Source organism: Microbacterium testaceum (assembly GCF_020781835.1).
GTDB lineage: Bacteria > Actinomycetota > Actinomycetes > Actinomycetales > Microbacteriaceae > Microbacterium > Microbacterium testaceum_H.
This window is the reverse complement of the sequence record NZ_JAJGNJ010000002.1, coordinates 101,411-125,340: the sequence shown is the minus strand read 5'-3', so window position 1 is coordinate 125,340 and position 23,930 is coordinate 101,411. Positions and strand designations below refer to the sequence as shown.

The window sequence follows — 23,930 nt, the reverse complement described above, 5'->3', positions numbered from 1 at the left end:
TCAGGAGGATCGCATGACCTCGCACGACCACCACGGTTCTTCCGCCGCCACGACCCCGGCGTCGCCGGAGCCGCACGAGCACTCGCACCACGACCACACCGCGCCGTCCGGGCACACCGCGCCGTCCGGGCACGGGCAGCACGGCGGGCACATGGGCCACTCGGGCCACGGCGACCACGTCGCCCGGTTCCGGCGGCTCTTCTGGATCATGCTCGTCATCGCGGTTCCCGTCGTCGGGTTCTCGGCGATGTTCTCCGACCTGATCGGCTACACCCTTCCGGATGCCGCGTGGGTGCCGTGGGTGTCGCCGGTCCTGGGCACCGTCATGTACGCGTGGGGCGGCGCGCCGTTCCTCAGCGGGGCGGTCTCCGAGGTCCGCGGCCGGGCGCCGGGGATGATGCTCCTGATCGCGCTCGCGATCACCGTCGCGTTCTTGGCATCCTGGGGCGCCAGCCTCGGGCTTCTCCACCACGAGCTCGACTTCTGGTGGGAGCTCGCGCTGCTGGTGGTCATCATGCTGCTCGGGCACTGGATCGAGATGCGCTCGCTCGCGCAGACGACTTCCGCCCTGGACTCGCTCGCGGCGCTGCTCCCCGACGAGGCCGAACGCGTCGAGGGCGACACCACCGTGTCGGTCTCCCCGGGCGAGCTGAGCGTCGGCGACGTCGTGGTGGTGCGGCCCGGCGGCCGGGTCCCCGCCGACGGCCGGATCGTGCAGGGGTCGGCACGGTTCGACGAGTCGATGATCACGGGCGAGTCCCGTGCGGTGCACCGCGACGAGGGCGACGCCGTGGTCGCCGGCACCGTGGCCACCGACTCCGGTGTGCGGGTCGAGATCACCGCGGTCGGCGATGACACCGCCCTCGCCGGTATCCAGAAGCTGGTCACCGAGGCGCAGGGGTCCACCTCTCGCGCACAGCGCCTCGCCGATCGCGCCGCGGCGTGGCTGTTCTGGTTCGCGCTCGGGGCCGCCGTGGTGACGGCGGTGGTCTGGACCCTCGTCGGGATGCCGGATTCCGCCGTCGTGCGCACCATCACGGTCCTCGTCATCGCGTGCCCGCACGCCCTCGGGCTCGCGATCCCCCTCGTCGTGTCGATCGCGACCGAACGCGCGGCCCGCGGCGGTGTGCTCGTGAAGGACCGCTTGGCGTTGGAGAGCATGCGCACCGTCGACACGGTGCTCTTCGACAAGACCGGAACGCTCACCCGCGGCGAGCCCGCCGTGATCGCCGTCGAGACCGCACCCGGTGCGGAGCCCGACGCCGTGCTCGGGTGGGCCGCAGCCGCCGAGGCCGATTCGGAGCACCCCCTCGCCCGGGCCATCGTGCGCGCCGCTCACGCACGCGACCTCGCCGTTCCGGCATCCACCGACTTCTCGTCCTCCCCCGCCGTCGGGGTGCGGGCGGTCGTCGACGGACGCGTCGTGCGCGTGGGCGGTCCCGCTCTGCTCGAGGAGGAGGGCGCCGACGAGCTCCCGGTCGCCGAGGGGTGGCGCAGCGACGGCTCGATCATCCTGCACGTCGTCGTGGACGGTCGGACCGTCGGCGCTCTGCGCCTCGCCGACGAGATCCGCCCCGAGTCCGCCACCGCCGTGCGCGCCCTGGCAGACCGCGGCATCGAGGTGGTCATGATCACCGGAGACGCGGAACCCGTCGCCGCCGCGGTGGCGCACGAGCTCGGCATCCACCGGTTCTTCGCCGGGGTGCGTCCGGAGGACAAGGAGTCCACCGTCGCCCGACTGCAGGGTGAGGGTCGCCGCGTCGCGATGGTCGGCGACGGCGTCAACGACGCCCCCGCGCTCGCCCGCGCCGACGTGGGGCTGGCGATCGGGGCGGGCACGGACGTCGCGATCGCCTCGGCCGGAGTGGTGCTCGCCGGTGACGACCCTCGAGCGGTCCTCTCGGTCATCGAGCTCTCGCGCGCGAGCTACCGGAAGATGCGGCAGAACCTGTGGTGGGCGGCGGGCTACAACCTTCTCTCCGTGCCGCTGGCCGCGGGGATCCTCGCCCCGATCGGCTTCGTCCTGCCGATGTCGGTGGGCGCGATCCTCATGTCGCTGTCGACGATCGTCGTGGCCCTGAACGCCCAGCTGCTGCGGCGTCTGGACCTGCGGCCGGACTCCGTCGCCCCGCGGGTGTCCTAGGGCGTCTGGAGATCGGCTTCGATGTCGCGCGCGGCGCCGAGCAGCGCGGGGATCAGCCGGTCGGTGACGTCGTCCTCGGTGTAGCGCCCGGTCGACATCGACACGTTGATCGCCGCGACGACCACCCCGTCGCGGCCGCGCACCGGCGCGGCGAGGGACTGCAGTCCGGGCTCGAGCTCGCCGTCGACGCGGGCCCACCCCTGGGCGCGCACCCGCTCCACTTCCCGCCGCAGCGCCGCCGGGTCGGTCAGGGTGCGGGGGGTACGGGCCGTGAGGTCCGTGGCATCCACGATTCGGTTGCGTTCGTCGACGGATGCCGCGGCCAACAGGACGCGTCCCATGCTCGTGACCGCGGCCGGGAACCGCGTGCCGACGGTGATGCCGACCGACATGATGCGCCGGACCGGCACGCGGGCGACGTACACGATGTCGGTGCCGTCGAGGACGGCCGCGGAGGCGCTCTCTCCCACGGCCCGGGACAACGCCTCCAGGTGCGGCTGCGCCACCTCGGGAAGCGACAGCGCGGACAGGTAGCTGTAGCCGAGCTCGAGCACCCGGGGGGTGAGTGCGAAGGACCGCCCGTCGTTGCGCACATAGCCGACGGTCTGCAGCGTGCGGAGGAAGCGTCCGGCCGCGGCGCGCGTCACCCCCGCGCGGCGGGCGACGTCGCTCAGCGTGAGCTCGGGGTTCTCGGCGTCGAACGCGCGGATGACGGCGAGACCGCGGACGAAGGCTTGGACGATCTCGCCCGGGCCGTCGGCGTCGGTGGGCTCGGCGTCGGTCACCGGCTCACCCTATCCACCCCGCGCGCCCCGGCCTCACCGCTCCAGCACGACGGCGAGGCCCTGACCCACGCCGATGCAGATCGCGACGACCGCCAGCCCCGAGCCCCGGCGCGCGAGCTCGTGCGCCGCGCGACCGATGATGCGGCCACCGGACGCGCCGAGCGGGTGGCCGATCGCGAGCGCACCGCCGTGGACGTTGAGCTTCTCGGGGTCGAGATCGGGCCATCCGGCCAGGCACGCGAGCGATTGCGACGCGAAGGCCTCGTTGAGCTCGACGAAGTCGACGTCGGCCCACGTCTTCCCGGCACGCGCGAGCGCCTTGTTCGCGGCCTCGATCGGCGCGATCGGGAACAGGTCGGGGTCGACGCCGTGGGCCGCACGGCCCGCGATCCGCGCGAGCGGCTCGGCATCCAGCGCTCCCTCGCCGCCGATGAGTACTGCGGAGGCGCCGTCGTTGATCGGCGAAGAGTTGCCGGCCGTGACGCTCCCCCGTCCGTCCGACGCGAACAGCGCCTTCAGCCCCGTGAGCTTCTCGACCGAGGTGTCGTCCCGGATGCCTTCGTCACGGGAGAGCGCGACCCCGGGCACCGCCACGATCTCGCCGTCGAACACGCCCGCCGCCCACGCGGCCGCCGCGCGTCGGTGCGACTGCACGGCGAAGGCATCCTGCGCCTCCCGCGTGATGCCCCACTCGCGCGCGATCTTCTCGGCGGACTCGCCGTTGGAGATCGTCCAGTGCTTCGGCAGCGCCGGGTTGATCATGCGCCAGCCGATCGCGGTGTTCCACATCGTCGCGTTGCCCACCGCGGGGAACGGCTTCGCCGACTTCTCGACGACGTAGGGCGCGCGGCTCATCGACTCGACGCCGCCCGCGAGCACGATGTCGGCGTCACCGGCCTCGATCGCACGCGAGCCCTGGATGACGGCCTCGAGCGACGACGCGCACAGGCGGTTGACGGTGGTGCCGGTGACCGTCGTCGGGAAGCCGGCGAGCAGCGCGCCGAAGCGCGCGACGTTGCGGTTGTCCTCACCGGCCTGGTTGGCATCCCCGAAGACGACGTCGTCGATCCGGGCCGGGTCGAGCCCGGTCCGCTCGACCGTGGCCTTCATGACGAGCGCGGCCAGATCGTCGGGACGGACGGATGCCAGGGCTCCCCCGGCGCGGCCGAAGGGGGTGCGGACGGCGTCGTAGACGTAGCTGGCGGACATGTCAGGCTCCTCGCTCGATCAGCGTGAGACCGAGCAGTTCCTCGATCTCGGCGTGCGTGTTGTCGCCGAAGAGCTCTCGCACGCGGAAGCCGTCGGGAGTGACGTCGAAGACGCCGTGGTCGGTGTAGACGCGCGAGACGCATCCGACGCCCGTCAGCGGATACGTGCAGCTGTCGACGAGTTTGGGGGCACCCTGCTTGGTGAGCAGGTCGGTCATGACGTAGACGTCCTTCGCGCCGATGGCGAGGTCCATCGCCCCACCGACCGCGGGAATCGCGCCGGGCTCGCCCGTCGACCAGTTCGCCAGGTCGCCGGATGCCGAGACCTGGAACGCCCCGAGCACGCACACGTCGAGGTGACCGCCGCGCATCATCGCGAACGAGTCGGCGTGGTGGAAGTACGCGGCCCCGGCGAGCGCCGTGACCGGCTGTTTGCCGGCGTTGATGAGGTCGGGGTCGACGCGTCCCTCGACGGGAGCGGGCCCCATGCCCACCATTCCGTTCTCGGTATGCAGCACGATCTCGAGCCCGTGCGGCAAGTAGTCGGCCACGAGCGTCGGGGCTCCGATGCCGAGGTTCACCACGGCACCTTCGGGGATGTCGGATGCCACGCGCGCGGCGAGCGCGGTGCGGGAGACGCGGGTGGTCACGATGCCGCTCCGTTCCGGGCGAGCGGGCGCCCCTCGATGTCGACGCCCCCGACGAAAGCGCCGTCGCGCAGCCAGGCGCGCTCCCCCACGGCCACGACGCGGTCGACATACAGGCCCGGGGTGATGACCGCCTCGGGGTCGAGGTCGCCGAGCGGCACGATCTCGTCGACCTGCACGACGGTGGTCTTCGCGGCGGCGGCCATGATGGGCCCGAAGTTGCGCGCGGTCTCGCGGTAGACGAGATTGCCCCAGCGGTCGGCGCGGCGGGCGCTGATGAGGGCGACGTCGGCGTGGATCGGGTACTCGAGCACGTAGTCGCGGTCGCCGATGCGCCGCGTCTCTTTGCCCTCGGCGAGTTGCGTCCCGAATCCGGTGGGGGTGAAGAAACCGCCGATTCCGGCGCCGGCCGCGCGGATGCGTTCGGCGAGGTTGCCCTGGGGAACGAGCTCGAGTTCGACCTTGCCCTCGCGATAGAGCCCGTCGAAGACCCACGAATCGCTCTGCCGCGGGAACGAGCAGATCATCTTGCGCACCTGGCCCGCTTTCAACAGCGCGGCGAGCCCGGTGTCGCCGTTGCCGGCGTTGTTGTTGACGACGGTGAGATCGCGGGCGCCGTGCGCGATGAGTGCGTCGATCAGCTCGACGGGCTGCCCCGCGCGTCCGAATCCGCCGATCATCACGGTCGAGCCGTCGGCGATCCCCGCCACGGCTGCCGCGACGTCCGGCACGGTCTTGTCGATCATGGTCCCTCTGTTCGTTCTGCGAACGCGTGTTCGTGAAGCGAGCATACGCTCGGCGACGTCGGTGCGCCAGCGGCATCCCCGCCTCCCGAACAGGCGAAGCGCCGAGAACAGGCCGGTTCATGCCGAACCCTCCTGCTGCGAGCGCGTGCCCTGTTCTCGACGCACCCTTGTCGTGCGGCACCGCCCGTGTTCGGATGGATGGATGGGGTGGCTCGTTCTCGTCGTCGTCGGCGCCGTGCTCTGGTGGTGGTCGCTATCCATCGCGCTACGCGCGTACCGGCGAGAACGGATGCCGCTGTGGGCCACGCCGACCAAGGCTCCCGGCCGCGCGGTGTTGCTGCGCGCCGCGGGCTCGGCCGCCGCCGTCTTCGGGATGGGGATGGCTTCGCCGTCGTTGGCCGTCTCGGCGCCGGTGGCCGCCATCATCGCCATGGTCACGCTGACCGTGCTGCTCCTCGCGCCGTACCTCGCCGCGATCGCGATCCACAATCGCCGCGTCCGCTCCCCCGAGTGACTCGGTCCGGGTACCCGTCGTCCTTTCGGATGAGATTCGACCGCGAGTACCCACCCCGGGACCTCGGCGCGGGAGGCCGACTCCCGCGGAAACACGCCGATCTCCCGCTCCTGCGGTCCGCCGCGGGCCACGAACGGTTCCGATCGGCCGGGATACCTTCTGGGAACTCGGGTCGTCCGCGGGAGCGTCGATGGTCTCGATGCACGCGGTGTCCGTTCGGGTCGGACACCGGCGTGGGGCGGGGGCCGCATTGGGGGCGGCCTCCGCCCCCTCTTCCTCGCGACGCACACGGATGCGGGCGCACGGTCCGAAGACCCCGCGCCCGCACCGATCGCACCGTGACGGCTCAGCAGAGACCGGTCGACGTGCTGCTGTAGCAGATCGACGTGCTCCAGGAGCTCGCGAAGACCTCGCTGCGCTCGGTCTCACCGCGCTCGAGCGTCTGCAAAGAGAGCAGGTATCCCATTCGTGTCACCTCCCCCCGGACCTCGTGCCCGGAATCGGGCAGCGTCGACCGGGGGGAGGTCGAGGAACGGCAACGACATGCGTCGACCGTCGCGCAGGCTCGCGAGAGTCCAGAGGACGCCCGCGGATCCGGTGGCCAGGTCGCACGAGAGACGCAGCAGCGCGCGGCCCGGGTAACCGACGCCGACGGGCCGTGGGATGGCGTGCAGCCCGAGGAGTCGCTCGTGACGGCGCAGGGCGTTCTCTGCGGACTTCGCCGAGGTCGCCCCCGCGCCGCGGGCGCTCGCCTCCTGGGCGGCGAGGACGAGCATCAGTCCGGCCCGACCCTGGAACAGCCCCGGCTCCAGAACGAACTCCGGCTGAGCGGCCAGGGTGAGGCCCTCGAGCTGCGGACGGAGCACCGTCGCCGGATTCCGGGCGACCAACCCCGCGAGCGCTTGCGCCACGCCCGCCGACCCCGAGCCGAGGTAGGGCAGGAGCCGCCAGCCCTCGTCCATCTGCAGCGAGCCGTCCTTCGTCGGCACGCATCGCGCCAGATCAGCGGCGATCGCCGCCTCGGCCAGATCGAGAAGCGCGCTGTCACCCTGATGGTCGAAGAGAGCCAGAGCGAGGACGGCGGCCCCGCTCGGGCCGCGCAGCAGTCCTCCGGCGCCGGTGGCCACGGGCCCCGACGCGGCGACGGTCCACCCCCGCTCGCGATCGGCGAGATCGTCGAAAATCCGGCGCGCCTTACCGACGAGCTCCGGATGCCGGTCCGCCAGGCGAAGCAGCCCGAGGGCGGTGCCCGCGGGACCGCCGTACACCCCGGCCGTGTCGGCCCGCGGCGGCGCGTCGAGGCATCGGGCGAGCGCCTCGTCGGCGAGTCCGGGCCGACCGAGCGCCTCCCAGGCCGCCGCGGCGCCCGCGAGTCCGTCGAAGAGCCCGGATCGCGGCGTGGCCGCGCGCATGGCCTCGGCGCACCACCGTTCGATTTCCTCCGGCACGCGCCCGGTCGCCGCGTGGAGAGCGAGGAGAGCCCCGAGCGCGCCGTGCGCGACCGCGTAGGCGGGCTCGTCGAACTGCGCGGGGTCGCCGGGCCAGAGTCGGTCCGTTCGCTCGGGAGTGGCGTCGGCGAGGAGGTGCTGGACGAGGGCGTCGATCCTCTGCTCACGCGGCTCGTCGTCGGCCGGTCGCGGGCGACAGGCGGTTTCGCGGAAGCGCAGGTCGCGACGATCGACGTCCGTGAGAGCGAAACGTTCGGTCACCCACTGCTCGAGTCGCGACTCCACGTTCGGGTGCAGGTCGAGCAGCGGAGCGAGGGGCGCGAAGAGGAACAGCAGGAGGCGTCGCAGCGCGAACAGATCGGCCGCCGTGCCCACGCGCGCGGCGGGGCCGGCGAAGTCGGGGGCGACGAATCCTGGCGCCCCGATGGCGACGGGCGCGTTCTCGGGTGCGGGTCGCGCCATCTCGAAGTCGATGAGGGTGACCGCGCCCGTGTCATCGATCAGGAAGTTCCCCGGATGTACGTCGCCGTGGGAGAAACCGCCGGCGTGCACCTGCTCGACGACGCGCACGAGCCGTCGCGCGAGGCCCAACGCCCATTCGCGGTACTCGGCGACCGCCGCCGCGTCCGCACCAGCCGAGACGAGGGGATGCCGCGCGACGACCGCCTGGTGCAGGGGCACGCCGCGGGCCCGCTCGAGCACGAGGTAGCGGTGTCCGAGGGCTGTGAAGTCACGAAGGAGCGCGACGGTTCCGGGCGCGCGGAGACGCCGGAGGGTGTCGGCTTCGCGTTCTGCGCGCGCGACCGCGTCGAGCCCGTCGGCGGTCACCCCCGCGTGCGGCCGTGCCTCCTTCACCACGACCTCTCGACCCCCGTCATCGGCGGTGTAGACACCGCCCGCGTTGGAATGGTGCAGAACGCCCGTGACGCCCGGGAAGCCGTCGGGCGGGCGCACCTCGCCGAGCTCCTCCACCAGCGGCCGGAGGAACGACGGGATCTCGACCCAGTCCGGCGGGGCGAATCCGGGCCGACGCACGTCGGCGACCAGATGCCCGGCGGGATGGCGGATCGCGGGCGTCGGGACGCCGTCGATCTCGACGAACATCCGGCGGAAGCCGCCGTACCGGACGAAGACCGGCCCTTCGCTCCAGCGCAGGTCGGAGAGGATGTGCGGACCGCGATGGTCCGCGGTCCGCCTGCCGAGCTCCGTCAGCGTGCGCTCGAGAACCGCGCTCGTAGGCGGATAGATCGTGACGAACTTGCCGGACCCCTCCCGGCTGGCATCCTTCCCGTTCGAGGCGGCGAGGACACTCGGGCGCGAGAGGTGCTTGAACGGCAAGCCCTCGCCCACGCAGTATCCGGACACGACCCGCAGGAGGAGTTCCGCGGCGTCGTGGGTGATGCTGAGATGCACCTTCCAGCCCTGCTCGGGAAGCGACGCGCCCTCGGGCTCGTAGTAGGCCCAGATGCCGTCATCGGCGCGACGCCACGACGCCGGGACGTCCACGGCGAAGGGCACGTCGTCCTCGAGCGCGGGACCACGGCCGGGGTGCTCGTAGAAGTACCTGTCCGCGCGTGCGAACACCGGATAGATCGCGTCCATGCCCCCGCCCCACCGCCTCCGTCGCGCCGTCGGGACGCGGCGCGAGGCCATGGTGTGCGGGGGGCGTGGCTCGGGCGGACCGCGGACGGGCACGCCCACGAGCGACGATCCGTCGCGATTCGGCCGATCAACCGGCCATTCTTCACCCTCGGCCGAGGAGCGCGGCGAGAGAGAGGATCGCGCTCAGATTCGTCCATTCGGATGAGGCGCGAGCTCTGCGCGCACGCGCACGCCCCACAACGCCAGCTGTGTACGGTCGGCGGCGCCCACCTTGCGCATGGACGACTGGATGTGGCTGCGAACCGTGTTCACCGACACCACGAGCGCGTCGGCGAGCTGTTCGTTGGAGGTGATGCCGTCGCTGAGGAAGTGCACGACGCGGGCCTCGGAAGGACTGAGGGATGCCACCTTCGCGCGGTCGTCGTCGGACAGGCGACGCTGCGCGATCTCGGTGAGCACCGACCGTGTCACCCGGGAGGACATGAGCGCGTCGCCGCGGTGGGCGGCCCGGATCGCCTCGACGAGCTGGGAGCTGTCGTGGGTCTTCAAGAGGTATCCGGACGCTCCGTTGCCCAGAGCGCTCATGACGAGCTGATCCTCGCCGTGACTGGTGAGGGCGATGACGCGCGTCGCGCCGCCGGATTCTGCGACGACGGCGCGCGTGGCGTCGATGCCGTTCATCTCCGGCATCTCGAGGTCCATCAGCACGACGTCGGCGTGCTCGGCGAGCGCGCCACGGACGGCGTCGCGACCCGTGGCGGCCTCACCGACGACCGTGATGCCGTCCGCGTGCTCCAGCCGCAGACGGACGCCGCGCCGGAACGGACGGTTGTCGTCGGCGATGAGCACCCGGATGGGGTCACTGTCAGTCACGTACGGCCTCCGTCGTCCTCGGGAGCGGGATCTCCACCCCCACTCGCCATCCCCCCGCGTCGTCGGCGGCGGCGTGCAGCGCGCCGTCGACGAGGGCGAGCCTCTGGCGCAGGTTATCCAACCCCCAGCCCAGTCCGAGACCACTCTCGGGGTCGCGCTCACGGCGGGGAGCACCGTTCTCGACGGTCGCGTGCACGCGCCCGGTATCGATCTCCAGGTGCACGCGGACGGGAGCGCCGGCCGCATGCTTGGCGGCGTTCGACAGCGCCTCCTGGATCGCGCGGTACGCGGTCGTCGAGACCACGGCCGGAGGAAGCTCGGCGTCTCCCTCGGTCGTCGCGACGACGTCCATGCCGCGTTCCCGCCAGAAGGCGACGAGGTCGTCGAGATTGCGCAGGTCCGGTGTCGGCGTATGCGCTGTGGCCTCGACCGCCCGCAGGTCGCCGAGGGCGCCGTACAGGCTGGCCGCGGCGTAGCGCCCCTCGGCTCGGACCTCGTCGATGAGCTGGAGCGCCTGCTGGGGGTGCGCGGGCGCGAGATCGGCGGACGCGTCGCACAGCGAGACCAGTCCGGCCAGGTGCTGCCCGGCGACGTCGTGCAGCTCCTGCGCGATCCGACCGCGCTCGGCCGTGCGCGACGCCTCGATCGCTTCGGCCTGTTGCGCCTGCAGGTCCAGCGCGTGCTGCCGCGCCCGCTCCGTGCGTCGCTCGAGCGCCGCCCACAGCAGACCGAGAGCGACACCGGCGAAGGACAGGGATGCCAACGACACGCCCTCGGTCAGGAGGAAGCCGAGGATCGCCCCGGGCGGGACGCCGAGACCGGCGGCCCAGGCCCCCAGGGACGCCCACCCGACGCCGACACCGACCGCCGCCCACGTCGCCGCGACCGGGATCGTGTGGGCGCTTCCCACGGCGAACATCGCGATCGCGACAACCAGTTGCATGGGCGTCGCCCACGTCGGGACGCCCAGCACGACGGCGACCGCGAGGTAGCAGGCGAGAGCACCGAGCATGGCGAGCACCGGCCGGGGTGCCAGGGCGGAGACGGACGACGCCTGAGCCAGACAGGCCACGGCCACGAGCGTGATGACCACCTGCGGCGACAGGCTGTGGGCCCATTCTCCTGTGCCGCTGGAGATGGCGAGCACGGGGTCGCTGCACACCTGAACCACGGTGGCGAAGAAGACGACCACGGCGAACAGCGGCGAGCGCATGATCGTGACGACGCTCGGGCGGGCGACCTTGTCCATCTGACCTTCCTACCCGCACCCCGTCACGGAGGGCGGGAAACGCGCAGAAAGGGCCTAGAAGAGTTCTGAGACCTCCCGCGAACGCGACGAAGGCCCCGGATGAATCCGGGGCCTCTGTCGTCTGTGCGCGAGGGGGGACTTGAACCCCCACGCCCTTGCGGGCACTGGCACCTGAAGCCAGCGCGTCTACCTATTCCGCCACTCGCGCGAGTCATGGCATCCATGGATGCCGCGCACTCAACTTCCCGAGAATATCACGGCCTCGCGCCCCCGACGAACCGTGTTCGGGCCCCGCTTCCATGACCTGTCCAGGCGTGCTGACTACGATGTGGCTACTGGTCTGCCTGCCTGAAGGAGTCTCGTGGGACTACTCGACAGTTTCGAGAAGGGTCTCGAACGCGCCGTCAACGGTGCGTTCGCGAAGACCTTCCGCAGTGGCATCCAGCCGGTGGAGATCGCCGCGGCCCTGCGCAGCGAGCTCGACAAGAAGGCCGTGGTGGTCACGCGTGAGCGCATTCTCGCGCCGAACGCGTTCTCGGTGCGCCTCTCGCCCGCCGATGACGAGAAGATGAGCGCCCTGGGCTCGACGCTCGTGTCCGAGCTCGACACCCTGGTGAAGAAGCACGCGCGCACGCAGGGGTATTCGTTCGCGGGGCCGGTCACGATCTCGATCGAACGCGATGGCTCGCTGTCGACCGGCACCCTCCGAGTGGATTCGCGGACCAGCGAAGGAAAGGTGTCGTGGCGGGGCGTCGTCGACATCAACGGCACGCGTCACCCGCTCACGAAGGCCCGCACGGTCATCGGTCGCGGCAGCGACGCCGACATCACGATCCCCGACGCCGGCACGAGCCGCAAGCACGTCGAGATCCTGTGGGACGGCGAGCGCGCGATGGTCCGCGACCTCGGCTCGACGAACGGCACCACGCTGAACGGGCACAAGGTCTCCGAGGCCGCGCTGCCACCGGATTCCACCATCTCCATCGGACGCACCGATATCGTCTTCCGCGTGGTCGCTCAGGCGCAGCCCGCGCGACGGTCGGCACCGTCCGATGCGACACAGCTTTTCGACGCTCGGGAGCGGGGGCCCCTGTCATGAGTCCGTTGACTCTTCTCCTTCTGCAGGGCGGGTTCCTCGTCCTGCTGTGGTTCTTCGTCTTCGGTGTCGTCTACTCGCTGCGCGCCGACCTGTTCGGTGTCAAGGTGCGCAAGCTCCCCGAGCCGTCGGCATCCGCTCCCGCTCCGGCCGCGCCCGCCCCGACCGCCTCGCCGAACGCCGTGACGACGCAGGTCAAGCGGCCCGCACCGCCGGCGGCGGCCCCGGCGGGCGGACTGGCCACGACGTCGTCCGTCTCGCGCATCGTCATCACCAGCGGGCCCAAGGCGGGACTCGAACTCCCCCTCGGCACCGAGCCCCTCACGATCGGCCGCTCGAGCGAGTCGGGCCTGGTCATCCGCGACGACTACACCTCCAGCCACCATGCACGTCTGGTGCTGTGGGGCGACCAGTGGATGCTGCAGGACCTCGACTCCACCAACGGGACCTCGCACGACGGCGTGCGCGTGGCATCCCCCGTCCAGGTGAAGGTGGGGGCGCCGATCAAGGTGGGCGCGACGACCTTCGAGCTGCGGAAGTAACCCACCTCCATGGTCTTCCAGGGCTCGAGCGCGGCCATCTCCCACACGGGAAAGGTGCGCTCCAACAATCAGGATTCGGGCTACGCCGGATCCAACCTCTTCGTGGTCGCCGACGGCATGGGCGGTCACGCGGGGGGCGATGTCGCCTCGAGCCTGGCGATCGCGCGACTCACCGAGCTGGATCAGCCGTTCCCCAGCACCACCGCGGCCGAGCACGCCCTGCGGGACGCCCTCGCCGACACCGCGACCGAGCTCATCGACACCGTCGCCCGGCGCCCGGAGCTGGCGGGCATGGGCACCACGGTCAGCGCCGTGATCATGGTCGACGACTACGCCGTCATCGGCCACATCGGCGACTCGCGCGTGTACCTGTACCGCGACGACACGCTGACCCAGATCACCACCGACCACACTTTCGTGCAGCGCCTGGTCGACTCGGGCCGGATCACGCCCGAGGAGGCGCGGTATCACCCGCGGCGCTCGGTGCTCATGCGGGTGCTCGGCGACATGGACCCCGATCCCGAGGTCGACACGTTCATCATGCCGACACAGGACGGCGACCGGTGGCTGCTGTGCTCCGACGGCCTGTCCGGCGTCGTGGACGACGCGCACACCACGCGCGCCCTCGCGCAAGGGATGCCGCCCGCCCGCACCGCGGACGCGCTGCTCAAGCAGGCGCTCGACGGCGGCGCGCCCGACAATGTCACGGTCGTGATCGTCGACGTCGGCGGTCAGCATCCCGTGTTCATCGGCCCCCCGACCATCGTCGGCTCGGCGTCGAACCCCAGCGGCGTCGTGGTGCCGCCCGTCCGCCCCGCGCGGGCGCCGTGGCTGCACTCCGCCCGGCAGGCCGCCAACGAGCCGACGCACTTCGAGCCCGCCGCGGAGTTCCTCGAGGAGCTCATCGAAGAAGACCGTCGGCGCGCCCGCCGTCGCCGCCTGGGCTGGCTCGCCGCGCTCATCCTCGTGCTCGCCGCCATCGGTGCCGGCCTGTTCGCCGGCTACACCTGGACGCAGACCCGCTACTACGTCGGCGCCGACGACGACTCGGTCGTCATCTACCGCGGCATCCAGCAATCCCTCGGCCCACTGACGCTGTCGTCCGTGTACGAGGACACCGACATCGTGCTCGCCGACCTGTCCGACTTCGATCGACAGACCGTCGAGGCGACCATCACCGCCCGTTCGCTGACGGATGCCGAACTCATCGTGGATCGTCTGCGTCCGCAACCGGAGGCCACCGGATGACCGACCAGAACGTGACGCGTTCCGACGCGGTGTCCACCGACACCGCCGTCATGCGTGCGCTGAAGAAGATCCGCGTCCCCGCCACGCAGCGCAACCGCGAGCTCGGCCTGCTGCTGTTCGCGATCGCCGTCTACGGCTCCGCGATCGTGCTCGTCCAGCTGGGGGTCAACGGGACCGTGGAGTCGGGCTACCTCGTGCTCGCGGCCATCCCCGCGGTGCTCGCGCTCGCCATGCACATCGTCCTGCGCCTGCGCGCCCGTGACGCCGACCCGTTCGTGTTGCCGATCGCGACCGTGCTCACCGGCCTCGGCATCGCGATGATCTACCGGATCGACCTCGCCGTGGGTCTGCAGGGATGGGATGCCACGTCCATCCGCCAGATCGCCTGGGCGGCGATCGCACTGGTCGCGGCACTGGCCGTGGTGATCTTCGTGCGCAACTACCGCGTGCTGTTCCGGTACACGTACCTCTCGGGTCTCGTCGGCATCCTGCTTCTGCTGTTGCCCTTCGTGCCCGGCCTGGGCACCGAGCAGAACGCCGACGTCTGGGTCTCGCTCGGTTTCGTATCGTTCCAGCCGGGCGAGCTCGCCAAGATCTGCCTCGCGATCTTCTTCGCCGGCTACCTCGTCCGCACCCGAGAGAGCCTGACGTCCACGGGTACGCGCTTCCTCTTCATGACGTGGCCGCGCGCCCGCGAACTCGGTCCGGTCCTGATCATCTGGCTCGTCTCGCTCGGCATCATCGTGCTGCAGCGCGACCTCGGCACGGGTCTGCTGATCTTCGGCATGTTCGTCGCGATGCTCTACGTCGCCACGGGCAAGACGAGCTGGGTGCTCATCGGCGTGGTTCTCGTCGCGACCGGAGCGTTCCTGGCATCCCGCGTCCTGCCGTACGTCAACGGCCGCTTCACGAACTGGCTCGACGCGTTCAACCCGGCCGTCATCGACGCCGACGGCGGCAGCTATCAGTTGACGCAGGGCATCTTCGGTCTCGCCCACGGCGGACTCTTCGGCACGGGCCTCGGCCAGGGCCGTCCCTACATCACGCCGCTGTCGCAGAGCGACTACATCGTGCCGAGCCTCGGCGAGGAGCTGGGGCTGGTCGGCCTGTTCGCGATCCTCGCTCTGTACATGGTGTTCACCAGCCGTGGCATCCGGGTCGGGCTCGCCGGCCAGGACGACTTCGGCAAGCTCCTCGCGACCGGATTCTCGTTCACGATCGCGCTGCAGGTGTTCATCATGGTCGGCGGCGTGACCCGGGTCATCCCGCTCACCGGTCTCACCACGCCGTTCCTCGCGGCCGGCGGCTCCTCACTCGTGGCGAACTGGATCATCGTGGCCTTCCTCCTGCGCATCTCGGACGCCGTGCGCAGCCGTCCGCGGGTGGTGATCGGCTGATGCCCACGCCCACGCCCGCCCGCACCCGTACCCCGGAGGAGGCACCGTGACCAAAGAGCTCCGACGCCTCAGCATCGTCATGCTGGCGATGTTCCTCGCGCTGTTCGTCTCGACGAGCATCATCCAGGTGGGCCAGGCGGCCAATCTCGCCGACACCCCGGGCAACCGGCGCGCCCTCTACGACTCGTACGAGATCCAGCGCGGATCGATCATCGTCAGCGGCACCCCGATCGCGCAGTCCGTCCCCTCCGACGACGTCTACAGCTGGCAGCGCGAGTACGTGGATGCCGCCATGTGGGCGCCCGTGACCGGATACATGAACCCCGTTCTCGACGCCAAGACGCGGATCGAACTGTCCGAGAACAGCGTGCTCAGCGGCTCCGACGAGAATCAGTTCTTCTCGCGGATCGACCGTGCCCTGACCGGCCAGGTTCCGCGCGGTTCGAATGTCGAGCTCTCCGTGGATGCCGACGTCCAGCGCGCCGCATGGGACGCCCTCGGCGACCAGCAGGGCGCGGTCGTCGCGATCGAGCCGTCCACGGGCCGGATCCTCGCCATGGTGTCCAAGCCCAGCTTCGACACCAACACGCTCGCCGCGCACGACCCGGACGCCGTCAACGCCGCCTACGACCAGCTCGCCGCGGATCCCTCGCAGCCGCTGGTCAATCGAGCGATCGAGGGCGACCTGAACCCCCCGGGCTCGACCTTCAAGCTCGTCGTGGCCTCGGCCGCGCTGGCATCCGGTCGATACACGCCCGACTCGACGTTCCCGAACGTCGCCTCCTACACGCTCCCGCAGTCCTCGAGCGTCGTGAGCAACGCTGGCGGCGGCACCTGCGGCGGCGGCGACACCGTGACGATCGCGACCGCGCTGCGACTCAGCTGCAACATCCCCTTCGCCGAACTCGCCGTCGAACTGGGCGACGACGCGATCCGGGCGGAGGCGGAGAAGTACGGCTTCAACTCGTCGTTCTCGATGCCCCTGACCTCCACGCCCTCGACGTACCCCTCGAACCTCGATGCGCCGCAGACCGCGCTGAGCGGTTTCGGGCAGGGCCAGGTCCGCGCGACCCCCCTGCAGATGGCGATGGTCTCGGCGGGGATCGCGAACGACGGCGTCGTGATGAACCCGCGCATGATCGACCGGGTGATCGAACCCAATCTCTCGGTCGCGGAAGAGGGCTCGAGCAGCGAGTTCGGCCGCGCTCTCGAGTCGAACACCGCGGCGCAGATGGTCACGATGATGACGGCGAACGTCCAGGACGGCGCGGCGTCGAATGCAAGAATAGACGGGGTCCAGGTGGCGGGTAAGACCGGCACCGCAGAGAACGACGCACGTCCCTACACTCTCTGGTTCACCGGATTCGCCCCGGCGGACGACCCGAAGGTCGCCGTCGCTGTCGTGGTGGAGAACGGCGGGGGCCAGGGGCAGAACGGGAGCGGCAACGAGATCGCCGCCCCGATAGCGAAGAAGGTCATGGAGGCGGTGCTGGGCAAATGAGACCGACGCAAGGAGTGACCTTCGGAGGACGCTACGAGCTGGATTCGCGGATCGCGATCGGCGGGATGGGCGAGGTCTGGGAAGCGACCGACCACGTCATCGGGCGTACCGTCGCGATCAAGATCCTCAAAGACGAGTACATGGGCGACCCCGGGTTCCTCGAGCGCTTCCGCGCCGAGGCCCGCCACGCCGCGCTCGTCAACCACGAGGGCATCGCGAGCGTGTTCGATTACGGCGAGGAGGACGGCAGCGCCTTCCTCGTCATGGAACTCGTGCCCGGCGAGGCCCTCTCGACGATCCTCGAGCGCGAGGGGTCGCTCTCGACCGACAAGACCCTCGACATCGTCGCGCAGACGGCCGCGGCCCTGCAGGCCGCGCACGCCGCGGGCCTCGTCCACCGCGACATCAAGCCGGGCAACCTGCTCATCACGCCCGATGGACGCGTGAAGATCACCGACTTCGGCATCGCACGCATCGCCGACCAGGTGCCGCTGACCGCGACCGGCCAGGTCATGGGGACGGTCCAGTACTTGTCGCCCGAGCAGGCGTCCGGCCACCCGGCCTCACCGGCCACCGACATCTACTCCCTCGGCATCGTCGCGTACGAGTGCCTCGCGGGGAAGCGCCCCTTCACGGGCGAGTCGCAGGTTGCGATCGCCATGGCGCAGATCAACGAGCAGCCGGCACCGCTGCCGCCGACGGTGGCGGTCCCGGTGCAGAACCTCGTCATGGCGATGATCGCGAAGAAGCCCGACGACCGCCCGGCCTCGGCCGCCGCGGTCTCGCGCGCCGCGACGGCGCTGCGGCGCGGCGACCTCACCGCCGCCGCCGCTGCCGTCCCCGCGATCGCCGCGGGTGTCGCCGTCGCCGATGAGGTCACTCAGCTGCTCACCGCGGGGCAGACGTCCGCGGCGACGCGCCTGCTGCCCGCTCCGGCGTCCTCGCTGCTGACCGAGGAGCACACCGAGGAAGATCCGCGGCCGCAGAAGAAGAAGCGCAGCCCGTGGACGTGGCCGCTCGTGGCGCTCATCGCGCTGCTGCTGCTCGTGCTCGGCGGCACGCTCTTCGCCGTTCTGAGCAATCAGAACGACCCCGACGCGGGTCCCACCAGTTCCGCACCCACCTCGTCCGCGCCGTCCCCCTCGTCATCCCCCTCGTCGTCGCCGACGCAGACCTCGCAGCTCGTCGACGTCAACTCGCTCGGCCTACCGGGCAAGTCATGCGAAGAGGCGAGCGCGATCCTCAGCGACAACGATCTCGGCGCGCAGTGCGAGACGGGCAACGCCGCGACCAGCCCCGATCAGGTGGGCCTCGTCGACACGGTCAACCCCACCGGTCGTGTCCCCGCGGGCACGATCATCACGCTCCGTGTCTTCGGTGAGGAGACCCCGCTCCCCGCACCCGGCACGCCCACCCTGCCCGACTCGTCCGTGACGGCGGGCGACACCGTTCAGGTGTCGTGGCAGCAGTACACGTGCCCCTCCGGAACGGGCAACGTGTCGTCGTACAACTTCACGGCGACCAACGGCACGTTCACCGAGAACGGCCAGTCGACGGCGTCGTTCTCCCCCGAGGCTCGCAACGCCGAGCTGCAGGTGAACAACTCCGTCGGCCAGAGTCTCCGCGTGACCTACACCGTCAGCTGCTCGGGCACCGACCGCACGGCGGGCCCCTCGGGCGAGGCATCCGCATCGATCACCGGAGGAAACTCGCCGTCGCCGAGCCCCAGCGCCACCCGCTGACCCCGATCCCCCACCCCGCCAGGAGTTCCCCCGTGACCACTGAGACGCGTGTCCTTTCCGGGCGCTACCGCGTCGACGACCTCATCGGTCGCGGCGGAATGGCCAGCGTCTATCGCGGCTACGACCAGACCCTCGGTCGTACGGTGGCGATCAAGATCCTCCGGGCCGATCTCGCCGGCGACGCCGCGTTCCGCACGCGGTTCCGTCTGGAGGCGCAGGCGGCCTCGCGCATGGCCCACCCCACGATCGTGCGGGTGTTCGACGCGGGCGAGGACGTCGAGGTCGGCGTCGACGGGAACGAGCGGCCGGTGCCGTACATCGTGATGGAGCTCGTCCACGGCCGACTGTTGAAGGACGTCATCGCCGGGGGACCCGTGCCCATCGACGACGCGCTCCGATATGTCGACGGCATCCTGGAGGCGTTGGAGTACTCCCACCGCGCCGGTGTCGTGCACCGCGACATCAAGCCCGGCAACGTGATGATCACGGACTCCGGTCGCATCAAGGTGATGGACTTCGGTATCGCCCGCGCGGTGTCCGATTCCTCCTCCACCGTGGCGGAGACGACCGCGATCGTCGGAACCGCCGCGTACTTCTCACCGGAGCAGGCGAAGGGCGAGTCGGTCGACGCGCGCGCCGACCTCTACTCCACGGGGGTAGTGCTCTACGAGCTGCTCACGGGTCGTCCACCGTTCCGGGGAGACACTCCGGTCGCCGTGGCGTACCAGCACGTCAGCGAGGCGCCCGTGCCGCCGAGCGAGCTCAACGACGACGTGCCCCGGGCACTGGATGCCGTCGTGCTCCGGGCCCTCGCGAAAGACCCGTTCCAGCGCCCTCAGGACGCCGCCGGCTTCCGGGAAGACCTGGATGCCACGGTCGAAGGCAAAGAACCGACGAAGCGTCAGATGTCGGCGCTGTCGAACGAGCTGTACGGGCCGAACCCCCGACAGGCTGCCGAGACGGCGCGCTCCCTGCGACAGCTCAGCACCGACACCACCATGCGTCGCACGCAGCCCGGACCGCCGGTGGCGTGGATCTGGGCGGGGGTCGCCATCCTGGCTGTGCTCCTCGTCTCGGTCCTGCTGTGGGTGGTGCAGATCCAGCCGTCGAACGACGTGCCCACGGCAGGGCGCACGATCCCGGACGTCGTGGACATGTCGTACGACCAGGCCGTGGCGGCGCTCGAGGAGGAGGACCTGTCCGCCAAGCGCGTCGACGTGGCCGACGAATCGATCGCGGCGGGCAATGTCGTACGCACGACGCCCGGCGCCGATACGTCGGTGGCCGTGGGGCAGGAGGTGACCGTGTACGTCTCCACCGGTGCCGATACCGCCACCGTCCCCACGCTCGAGGGCATCACCGAGTCCGAGGCCCGGTCCGCGCTGGAGGCCGCGGGTCTCTCGCTCGGCCTCGTCCAACGGCAGCCCGATCCCGCACTGACCGCGGGCGTCGTCATCTCGGCGAGCGTCGCCTCCGGCATCGAGGTCGCCAAGGGAACGACGGTGAACCTCGTGGTCGCCAGCGGGACGGTCGTCATCAACGACTACACGCAGAACTACCCCGTGGACGTGGCTCAGCGCGAACTCGAGTCCGATGACAAGCAGTTGACCGTGCGCACCCAGGAAGACCCCGGATGCCCCGCCACGACTCCTGCTCTCGTCAAGACGCAGTCGCTGGCTCCCGGCGAGGTGCCGGTGCACAGCGAGATCACCCTGACCTACTGCAGCGGCTCCTGAGTCCGGCGAGGGTGCAGACGGCGTCCCGTCTTCGCGGCGCCGCGCAGCCCGGCATCCTCCAGCCAGGTTCCGAGCAGTGCGTGGCCCCCCTCGGTGAGGACGCTCTCGGGGTGGAACTGCACGCCCGTCAACGGCGCCGTACGGTGTGCGAGACCCATGATGACCCCGGACGTGCTGCGCGCGGTCACGACGAGGTCGTCCGGCAGCGTGTCGGGGTCGACGGCGAGGGAGTGGTACCGCGTCGCCTCGAAGCCGTCCGGCAAGCCGGCGAAGACACCGCGGCCGTCGTGGTGGATCCGGCTGGTGATACCGTGCAGCAGTTCCGGGGCCCGAGCGACCCGACCGCCGAAGGCGACCGCGAGGGCTTGGTGTCCGAGGCACACCCCGAGCAGAGGGATGCCACCCGCGTGGGCGACCCGCACCGCATCGATCGATGCGCCGGCGTCGGCCGGATGCCCGGGACCGGGAGAGACGACGACCGCGTCGGCCTCGGCGACGGCGGACAGGACGTCAGGGTCGTGTGCCGGTCGGACGGAGACGTCCGCCCCCAGATCGGCCACGTATCCGGCGAGGGTGTGCACGAAGCTGTCGCGGTTGTCGACGACGACCACGCGGAAGCTCACTCGACCGTGACCTCCTGTGGATAAAGGATGTCGCTCACCCACGGGAACACGTAGAAGAACAGGCCGTACAGCACGGCGGCGACCAGGACGAGGACGATGAGCAGGCGGACCCACCAGGGTCCGGGCAGCACGCGCCACAGGGCTCCGTACATCAGGCGGCTCCGGAGGTCAGTGCGGCGGGTGGTCCGTCCGCGCGCGGGGTGTACGACTCGAAGACCCCGTACGCGATCGCACGCTCGGTGGATCCGAAGCGCGGGCTGCACGTGGTCATGGTGATGAGCCTGTCGGTCGCCTGCACATCCGCCGCTTGCGGGACCGGGAGCAGCACCCCCACGCCGTCGGGTCGGACGTATTCGAGATTGCGGAACCGGTAGGTGTACCAGCCTCCCTCGGTCTCGACGACGACCGCGTCGCCGATGCGCAGCGACGGCAGATCGGCGAACGGAGCACCGTGGCTGCCGCGGTGACCCGCGATGGCGAAGTTGCCCTGCTGGCCGGGCATGGCCGTGTCGGGGTAGTGGCCGATCCCGATGGGGTCGAGCGTCACGGAGGCACTCACCCCACCGGCGAGTTTGAACTGGTAGTCGGGTCCGAGACGAGGGATGCGAAGGACCCCGAACACCTCGCCGTTCCCGGGCTGCGCAAGGGCGGGCGGCTCGGTGGGGCTCGCCGCCTCGGTGTCAGGAGAGGGCGCGGGAGCCGTGGGAGCGGCCGCCCATTCCTCGGTGAGCGCGCCGGCTTCGCTCTTGAACTGAGCGCCGATGATGGCGTCGCCGATCCACAGCTGCCATCCCACGAACAGGAGCACGACGACCCCCGCCGTGAGCAGCAGATCGCCCAGGACCCCGAGCACGGTGACCCGACGCCGAGCCGTCGGACGCCGACGGGAGGCGCGGCGTGTCGGAGGCTGCTCGACCGTAACCACGAGGCGAGTCTAGTTCCGTGGGTCCAGCACGACCTGGCAGTTAGACTGACCCGCATGGCACGTACTGGCAACGGCGAGGACCCGATCGCTGAACGCAACGAGAACGGCTCCACGCCCAACCCGGTGTGGTTCCTGCCGATCATGATCGGCCTCATGCTCGTCGGCTTGGTCTGGGTGCTCGTCTTCTACCTGAGCAACTCCCAGTTCCCGGTGCCCGGCATCGGCGCCTGGAATCTCGTCATCGGTTTCGGGATCGCCTTCATCGGCTTCCTGATGACCACGCGCTGGCGCTGAGACCACCCGACTTACACACGTGTAATTCATCCCCACCTGTGGATGAGCCTGTGGATAACTTTCAGAAGTAGACCACGGCCGGGATGGCGAGCAGGGCGCATAGACCCACGGCGAGAACGACGAGCAGACCGATCTGCATCGACCGCTGTCGTCGCAGTCGCGTGCGCGCGTAGATGAGCCCGACCAGCGCGCCGACGACGAGCCCGCCCAAGTGGGCCTGCCACGAGACGCCCACGTTCGCGAGCGCCGCCGCGTAGTCGCCCGTGCGGAGCGAATCGATCAAGGCGACGATGAACGGCCAGACGAAGTTGATGCCGATGAGCACGCCGATGACGCGGATGTCGGCGCCAATGTGCCGGCCGATCACGAGCAGCGCGCCGAAGAGGGCGAAGATCGCACCCGATGCGCCGACCACGACGGTCGTCGGCGCCAACAGGGCGACCGCGACCGAGCCCCCCAGCGTACCGAGCAGGTAGAGGACGACGAACCGCCCGCGTCCGAGCAGTGGCTCGAGGTTCCGGCCGATGAACCACAGCGCCAGCATGTTCAGGCCCACGTGGAAGAACCCGGAGTGGACGAGAGCGGTGGTGAGGACCCGCCAGGGCTCGATCGGTCCGAACTGCGGGACGAGGTAGGGCGGGTAGAACGCGAGGGCGTTGCCGACGATGCCCCCCACACCGGGGATGAGCCCGATGACGTAGGCGAGACCGGTGATGGCGATGATGGTGAGGGTGGCCGTCGGTCGGCCACCCGCGACGACGGCGGCGGGGGCGGAACGGACCCAGCGCCGCTGCGCCTTCTTCTGCGCCGGTGTCTCGGCGGCCTGCTGCCGCGCCATGCACTCGGGGCAGATGACGCCGACGGCGGCGGGCGTGCGACACTCGGGACATACCGTGCGCAGACACCGCTGGCAGAGAACGAAGCTCTGCCGGTCGGGATGCCGGTAGCAGAAGTTGTCGCTGTTGCGACGGAACTCCTCGGTCGTAGACACCCGCCGCCGCCGAGGGTCAGACGGCGACGACGTCGACCGACTCGAGCACGACGGGCTCGACGGGGCGGTCACCGGCGGCGGTGGGAACCTTGCTGATCGCGTCGACGACCTTCTTCGAGGCGTCGTCGGCAACCTCGCCGAAGATCGTGTGCTTGCCCTGCAGCCACGGGGTGGGGTCGGTGGTGATGAAGAACTGCGAGCCGTTGGTGCCCTCGGGCTGACCGGTGATGGCGTTGCGGCGGAGACCGGCGTTCGCCATCGCGAGCTTGTAGGGCGCCGAGAAGTCGAGCTCGGGGTGGATCTCGTCGTTGAACGTGTAGCCGGGACCGCCGATGCCCTGGCCGAGCGGGTCGCCGCCCTGGATCATGAAGCCCGGGATGATGCGGTGGAAGACCACGTTCGAGTACAGGGGACCCTCGCCCTTGGCACCCGTGGCCGGGTTGGTCCATTCCTGGGTTCCGTCGGCGAGGCCGACGAAGTTCCGAACGGTCCGGGGCGCGTGGTCGCCGAACAGGTTGACGACGATGTCGCCGTGGTTGGTGTGCAGAGTCGCAACGGCGGTGTGGGAAGCCATGGGTACATTCTCTCAGAGTTATCTGCAAGGGTCCGCGGACCAGCAC

Annotated in this window: 22 protein-coding genes and 1 tRNA gene; 10 read left to right on the top strand and 13 right to left on the bottom strand. The window is 70.5% G+C overall.

The genetic code is table 11. The features are described from left to right. Positions 1-13 precede the first annotated feature (13 nt). On the top strand, positions 14-2,143 hold the full coding sequence (locus LL239_RS03155) for a heavy metal translocating P-type ATPase (RefSeq protein WP_374197607.1): 2,130 nt from the start codon (positions 14-16) through the stop codon (positions 2,141-2,143). Here the strand turns inward: LL239_RS03155 and LL239_RS03150 are convergent. From LL239_RS03150 to LL239_RS03135, 4 genes are read right to left on the bottom strand one after another with little or no spacing between them, the layout of a single operon-like run. Continuing rightward, positions 2,140-2,928, bottom strand: coding sequence for an IclR family transcriptional regulator domain-containing protein (locus LL239_RS03150; RefSeq protein ID WP_228161997.1), 789 nt, complete (start codon positions 2,926-2,928; stop codon positions 2,140-2,142). The genes LL239_RS03155 and LL239_RS03150 overlap by 4 nt on opposite strands. Before the next feature lie 33 nt (positions 2,929-2,961). Next, the gene (locus LL239_RS03145) at positions 2,962-4,137 is read right to left on the bottom strand and encodes a thiolase family protein (protein WP_228161996.1); all 1,176 of its coding nucleotides are present in this window, start codon (positions 4,135-4,137) and stop codon (positions 2,962-2,964) included. A gap of 1 nt (position 4,138) precedes the next feature. Then, on the bottom strand, positions 4,139-4,786 hold the full coding sequence (locus tag LL239_RS03140) for a 3-oxoacid CoA-transferase subunit B (protein WP_308218557.1): 648 nt from the start codon (positions 4,784-4,786) through the stop codon (positions 4,139-4,141). Further along, positions 4,783-5,529 (bottom strand): 3-oxoacid CoA-transferase subunit A, encoded by a 747-nt coding sequence (locus LL239_RS03135; RefSeq protein WP_228161995.1) that lies wholly within the window; start codon positions 5,527-5,529, stop codon positions 4,783-4,785. Before LL239_RS03135 ends, LL239_RS03140 begins: the two co-directional genes overlap by 4 nt. 202 nt (positions 5,530-5,731) lie before the next feature. Here LL239_RS03135 and LL239_RS03130 point away from each other — a divergent pair, with 202 nt between their 5' ends. Further along, positions 5,732-6,043 (top strand): hypothetical protein, encoded by a 312-nt coding sequence (locus LL239_RS03130; protein WP_228161994.1) that lies wholly within the window; start codon positions 5,732-5,734, stop codon positions 6,041-6,043. Positions 6,044-6,468: 425 nt separating this feature from the next. Here the strand turns inward: LL239_RS03130 and lanKC are convergent, their stop codons facing one another. The 4 genes from lanKC to LL239_RS03110 all read right to left on the bottom strand — a co-directional run bounded on the left by lanKC (position 6,469) and on the right by LL239_RS03110 (position 11,423). Beyond that, positions 6,469-9,093, bottom strand: coding sequence for a class III lanthionine synthetase LanKC (gene lanKC, locus LL239_RS03125; RefSeq protein WP_228161993.1), 2,625 nt, complete (start codon positions 9,091-9,093; stop codon positions 6,469-6,471). A gap of 183 nt (positions 9,094-9,276) precedes the next feature. After that, positions 9,277-9,966, bottom strand: a complete 690-nt coding sequence (locus LL239_RS17975) for a response regulator (RefSeq protein ID WP_228161992.1) — start codon at positions 9,964-9,966, stop codon at positions 9,277-9,279. After that, positions 9,959-11,215 carry a sensor histidine kinase gene (locus LL239_RS03115; protein ID WP_228161991.1) on the bottom strand — a complete coding sequence of 419 codons (1,257 nt, stop codon included), beginning with the start codon at positions 11,213-11,215 and terminating at the stop codon, positions 9,959-9,961. Before LL239_RS03115 ends, LL239_RS17975 begins: the two co-directional genes overlap by 8 nt. Positions 11,216-11,339: 124 nt before the next feature. Beyond that, positions 11,340-11,423: transfer RNA gene (locus LL239_RS03110), tRNA-Leu, on the bottom strand. Between the two features lie 153 nt (positions 11,424-11,576). On the opposite strand from LL239_RS03110, the gene LL239_RS17970 reads away from it, so the two are divergent. Genes LL239_RS17970 through pknB form a run of 7 tightly spaced genes read left to right on the top strand, consistent with a single transcriptional unit; the run spans position 11,577 to position 20,477 of the window. Beyond that, entirely contained in the window at positions 11,577-12,314 is a 738-nt protein-coding gene (locus LL239_RS17970) for an FhaA domain-containing protein (RefSeq protein WP_228161990.1), read from the top strand. Beyond that, complete coding sequence (locus LL239_RS03100) at positions 12,311-12,853, top strand: FHA domain-containing protein FhaB/FipA (RefSeq protein ID WP_228161989.1); 543 nt, start codon at positions 12,311-12,313, stop codon at positions 12,851-12,853. The genes LL239_RS17970 and LL239_RS03100 overlap by 4 nt, the downstream gene beginning before the upstream one ends. A gap of 9 nt (positions 12,854-12,862) precedes the next feature. Continuing rightward, positions 12,863-14,101, top strand: a complete 1,239-nt coding sequence (locus tag LL239_RS03095) for a PP2C family protein-serine/threonine phosphatase (RefSeq protein ID WP_228161988.1) — start codon at positions 12,863-12,865, stop codon at positions 14,099-14,101. Beyond that, positions 14,098-15,498, top strand: coding sequence for an FtsW/RodA/SpoVE family cell cycle protein (locus LL239_RS03090; RefSeq protein WP_228161987.1), 1,401 nt, complete (start codon positions 14,098-14,100; stop codon positions 15,496-15,498). The genes LL239_RS03095 and LL239_RS03090 overlap by 4 nt, the downstream gene beginning before the upstream one ends. 46 nt (positions 15,499-15,544) lie before the next feature. Continuing rightward, entirely contained in the window at positions 15,545-16,999 is a 1,455-nt protein-coding gene (locus tag LL239_RS03085; protein ID WP_228161986.1) for a peptidoglycan D,D-transpeptidase FtsI family protein, read from the top strand. Continuing rightward, on the top strand, positions 16,996-18,741 hold the full coding sequence (locus LL239_RS03080) for a serine/threonine-protein kinase (protein ID WP_228161985.1): 1,746 nt from the start codon (positions 16,996-16,998) through the stop codon (positions 18,739-18,741). The genes LL239_RS03085 and LL239_RS03080 overlap by 4 nt, the downstream gene beginning before the upstream one ends. A gap of 32 nt (positions 18,742-18,773) precedes the next feature. Then, complete coding sequence (gene pknB, locus LL239_RS03075; protein ID WP_228161984.1) at positions 18,774-20,477, top strand: Stk1 family PASTA domain-containing Ser/Thr kinase; 1,704 nt, start codon at positions 18,774-18,776, stop codon at positions 20,475-20,477. On the opposite strand, the gene LL239_RS03070 is transcribed toward pknB, so the two are convergent. From LL239_RS03070 to LL239_RS03060, 3 genes are read right to left on the bottom strand one after another with little or no spacing between them, the layout of a single operon-like run. Further along, positions 20,459-21,100, bottom strand: coding sequence for an anthranilate synthase component II (locus tag LL239_RS03070; protein WP_228161983.1), 642 nt, complete (start codon positions 21,098-21,100; stop codon positions 20,459-20,461). The two genes, pknB and LL239_RS03070, sit on opposite strands and share 19 nt — an antisense overlap. Further along, on the bottom strand, positions 21,097-21,252 hold the full coding sequence (locus tag LL239_RS03065; protein ID WP_228161982.1) for a hypothetical protein: 156 nt from the start codon (positions 21,250-21,252) through the stop codon (positions 21,097-21,099). Before LL239_RS03065 ends, LL239_RS03070 begins: the two co-directional genes overlap by 4 nt. Beyond that, positions 21,252-22,025, bottom strand: coding sequence for a class E sortase (locus LL239_RS03060; protein ID WP_228161981.1), 774 nt, complete (start codon positions 22,023-22,025; stop codon positions 21,252-21,254). The genes LL239_RS03065 and LL239_RS03060 overlap by 1 nt, the downstream gene beginning before the upstream one ends. 54 nt (positions 22,026-22,079) lie before the next feature. On the opposite strand from LL239_RS03060, the gene LL239_RS03055 reads away from it, so the two are divergent. Beyond that, entirely contained in the window at positions 22,080-22,319 is a 240-nt protein-coding gene (locus tag LL239_RS03055) for a cell division protein CrgA (protein ID WP_228161980.1), read from the top strand. 61 nt (positions 22,320-22,380) lie between these two features. On the opposite strand, the gene LL239_RS03050 is transcribed toward LL239_RS03055, so the two are convergent. Both LL239_RS03050 and LL239_RS03045 read right to left on the bottom strand, forming a co-directional pair. Then, positions 22,381-23,310: a rhomboid family intramembrane serine protease gene (locus LL239_RS03050; protein WP_228161979.1), complete on the bottom strand. Its 930-nt coding sequence runs from the start codon at positions 23,308-23,310 to the stop codon at positions 22,381-22,383. Between the two features lie 16 nt (positions 23,311-23,326). Next, entirely contained in the window at positions 23,327-23,884 is a 558-nt protein-coding gene (locus LL239_RS03045; RefSeq protein ID WP_228161978.1) for a peptidylprolyl isomerase, read from the bottom strand. Positions 23,885-23,930 lie beyond the last annotated feature (46 nt).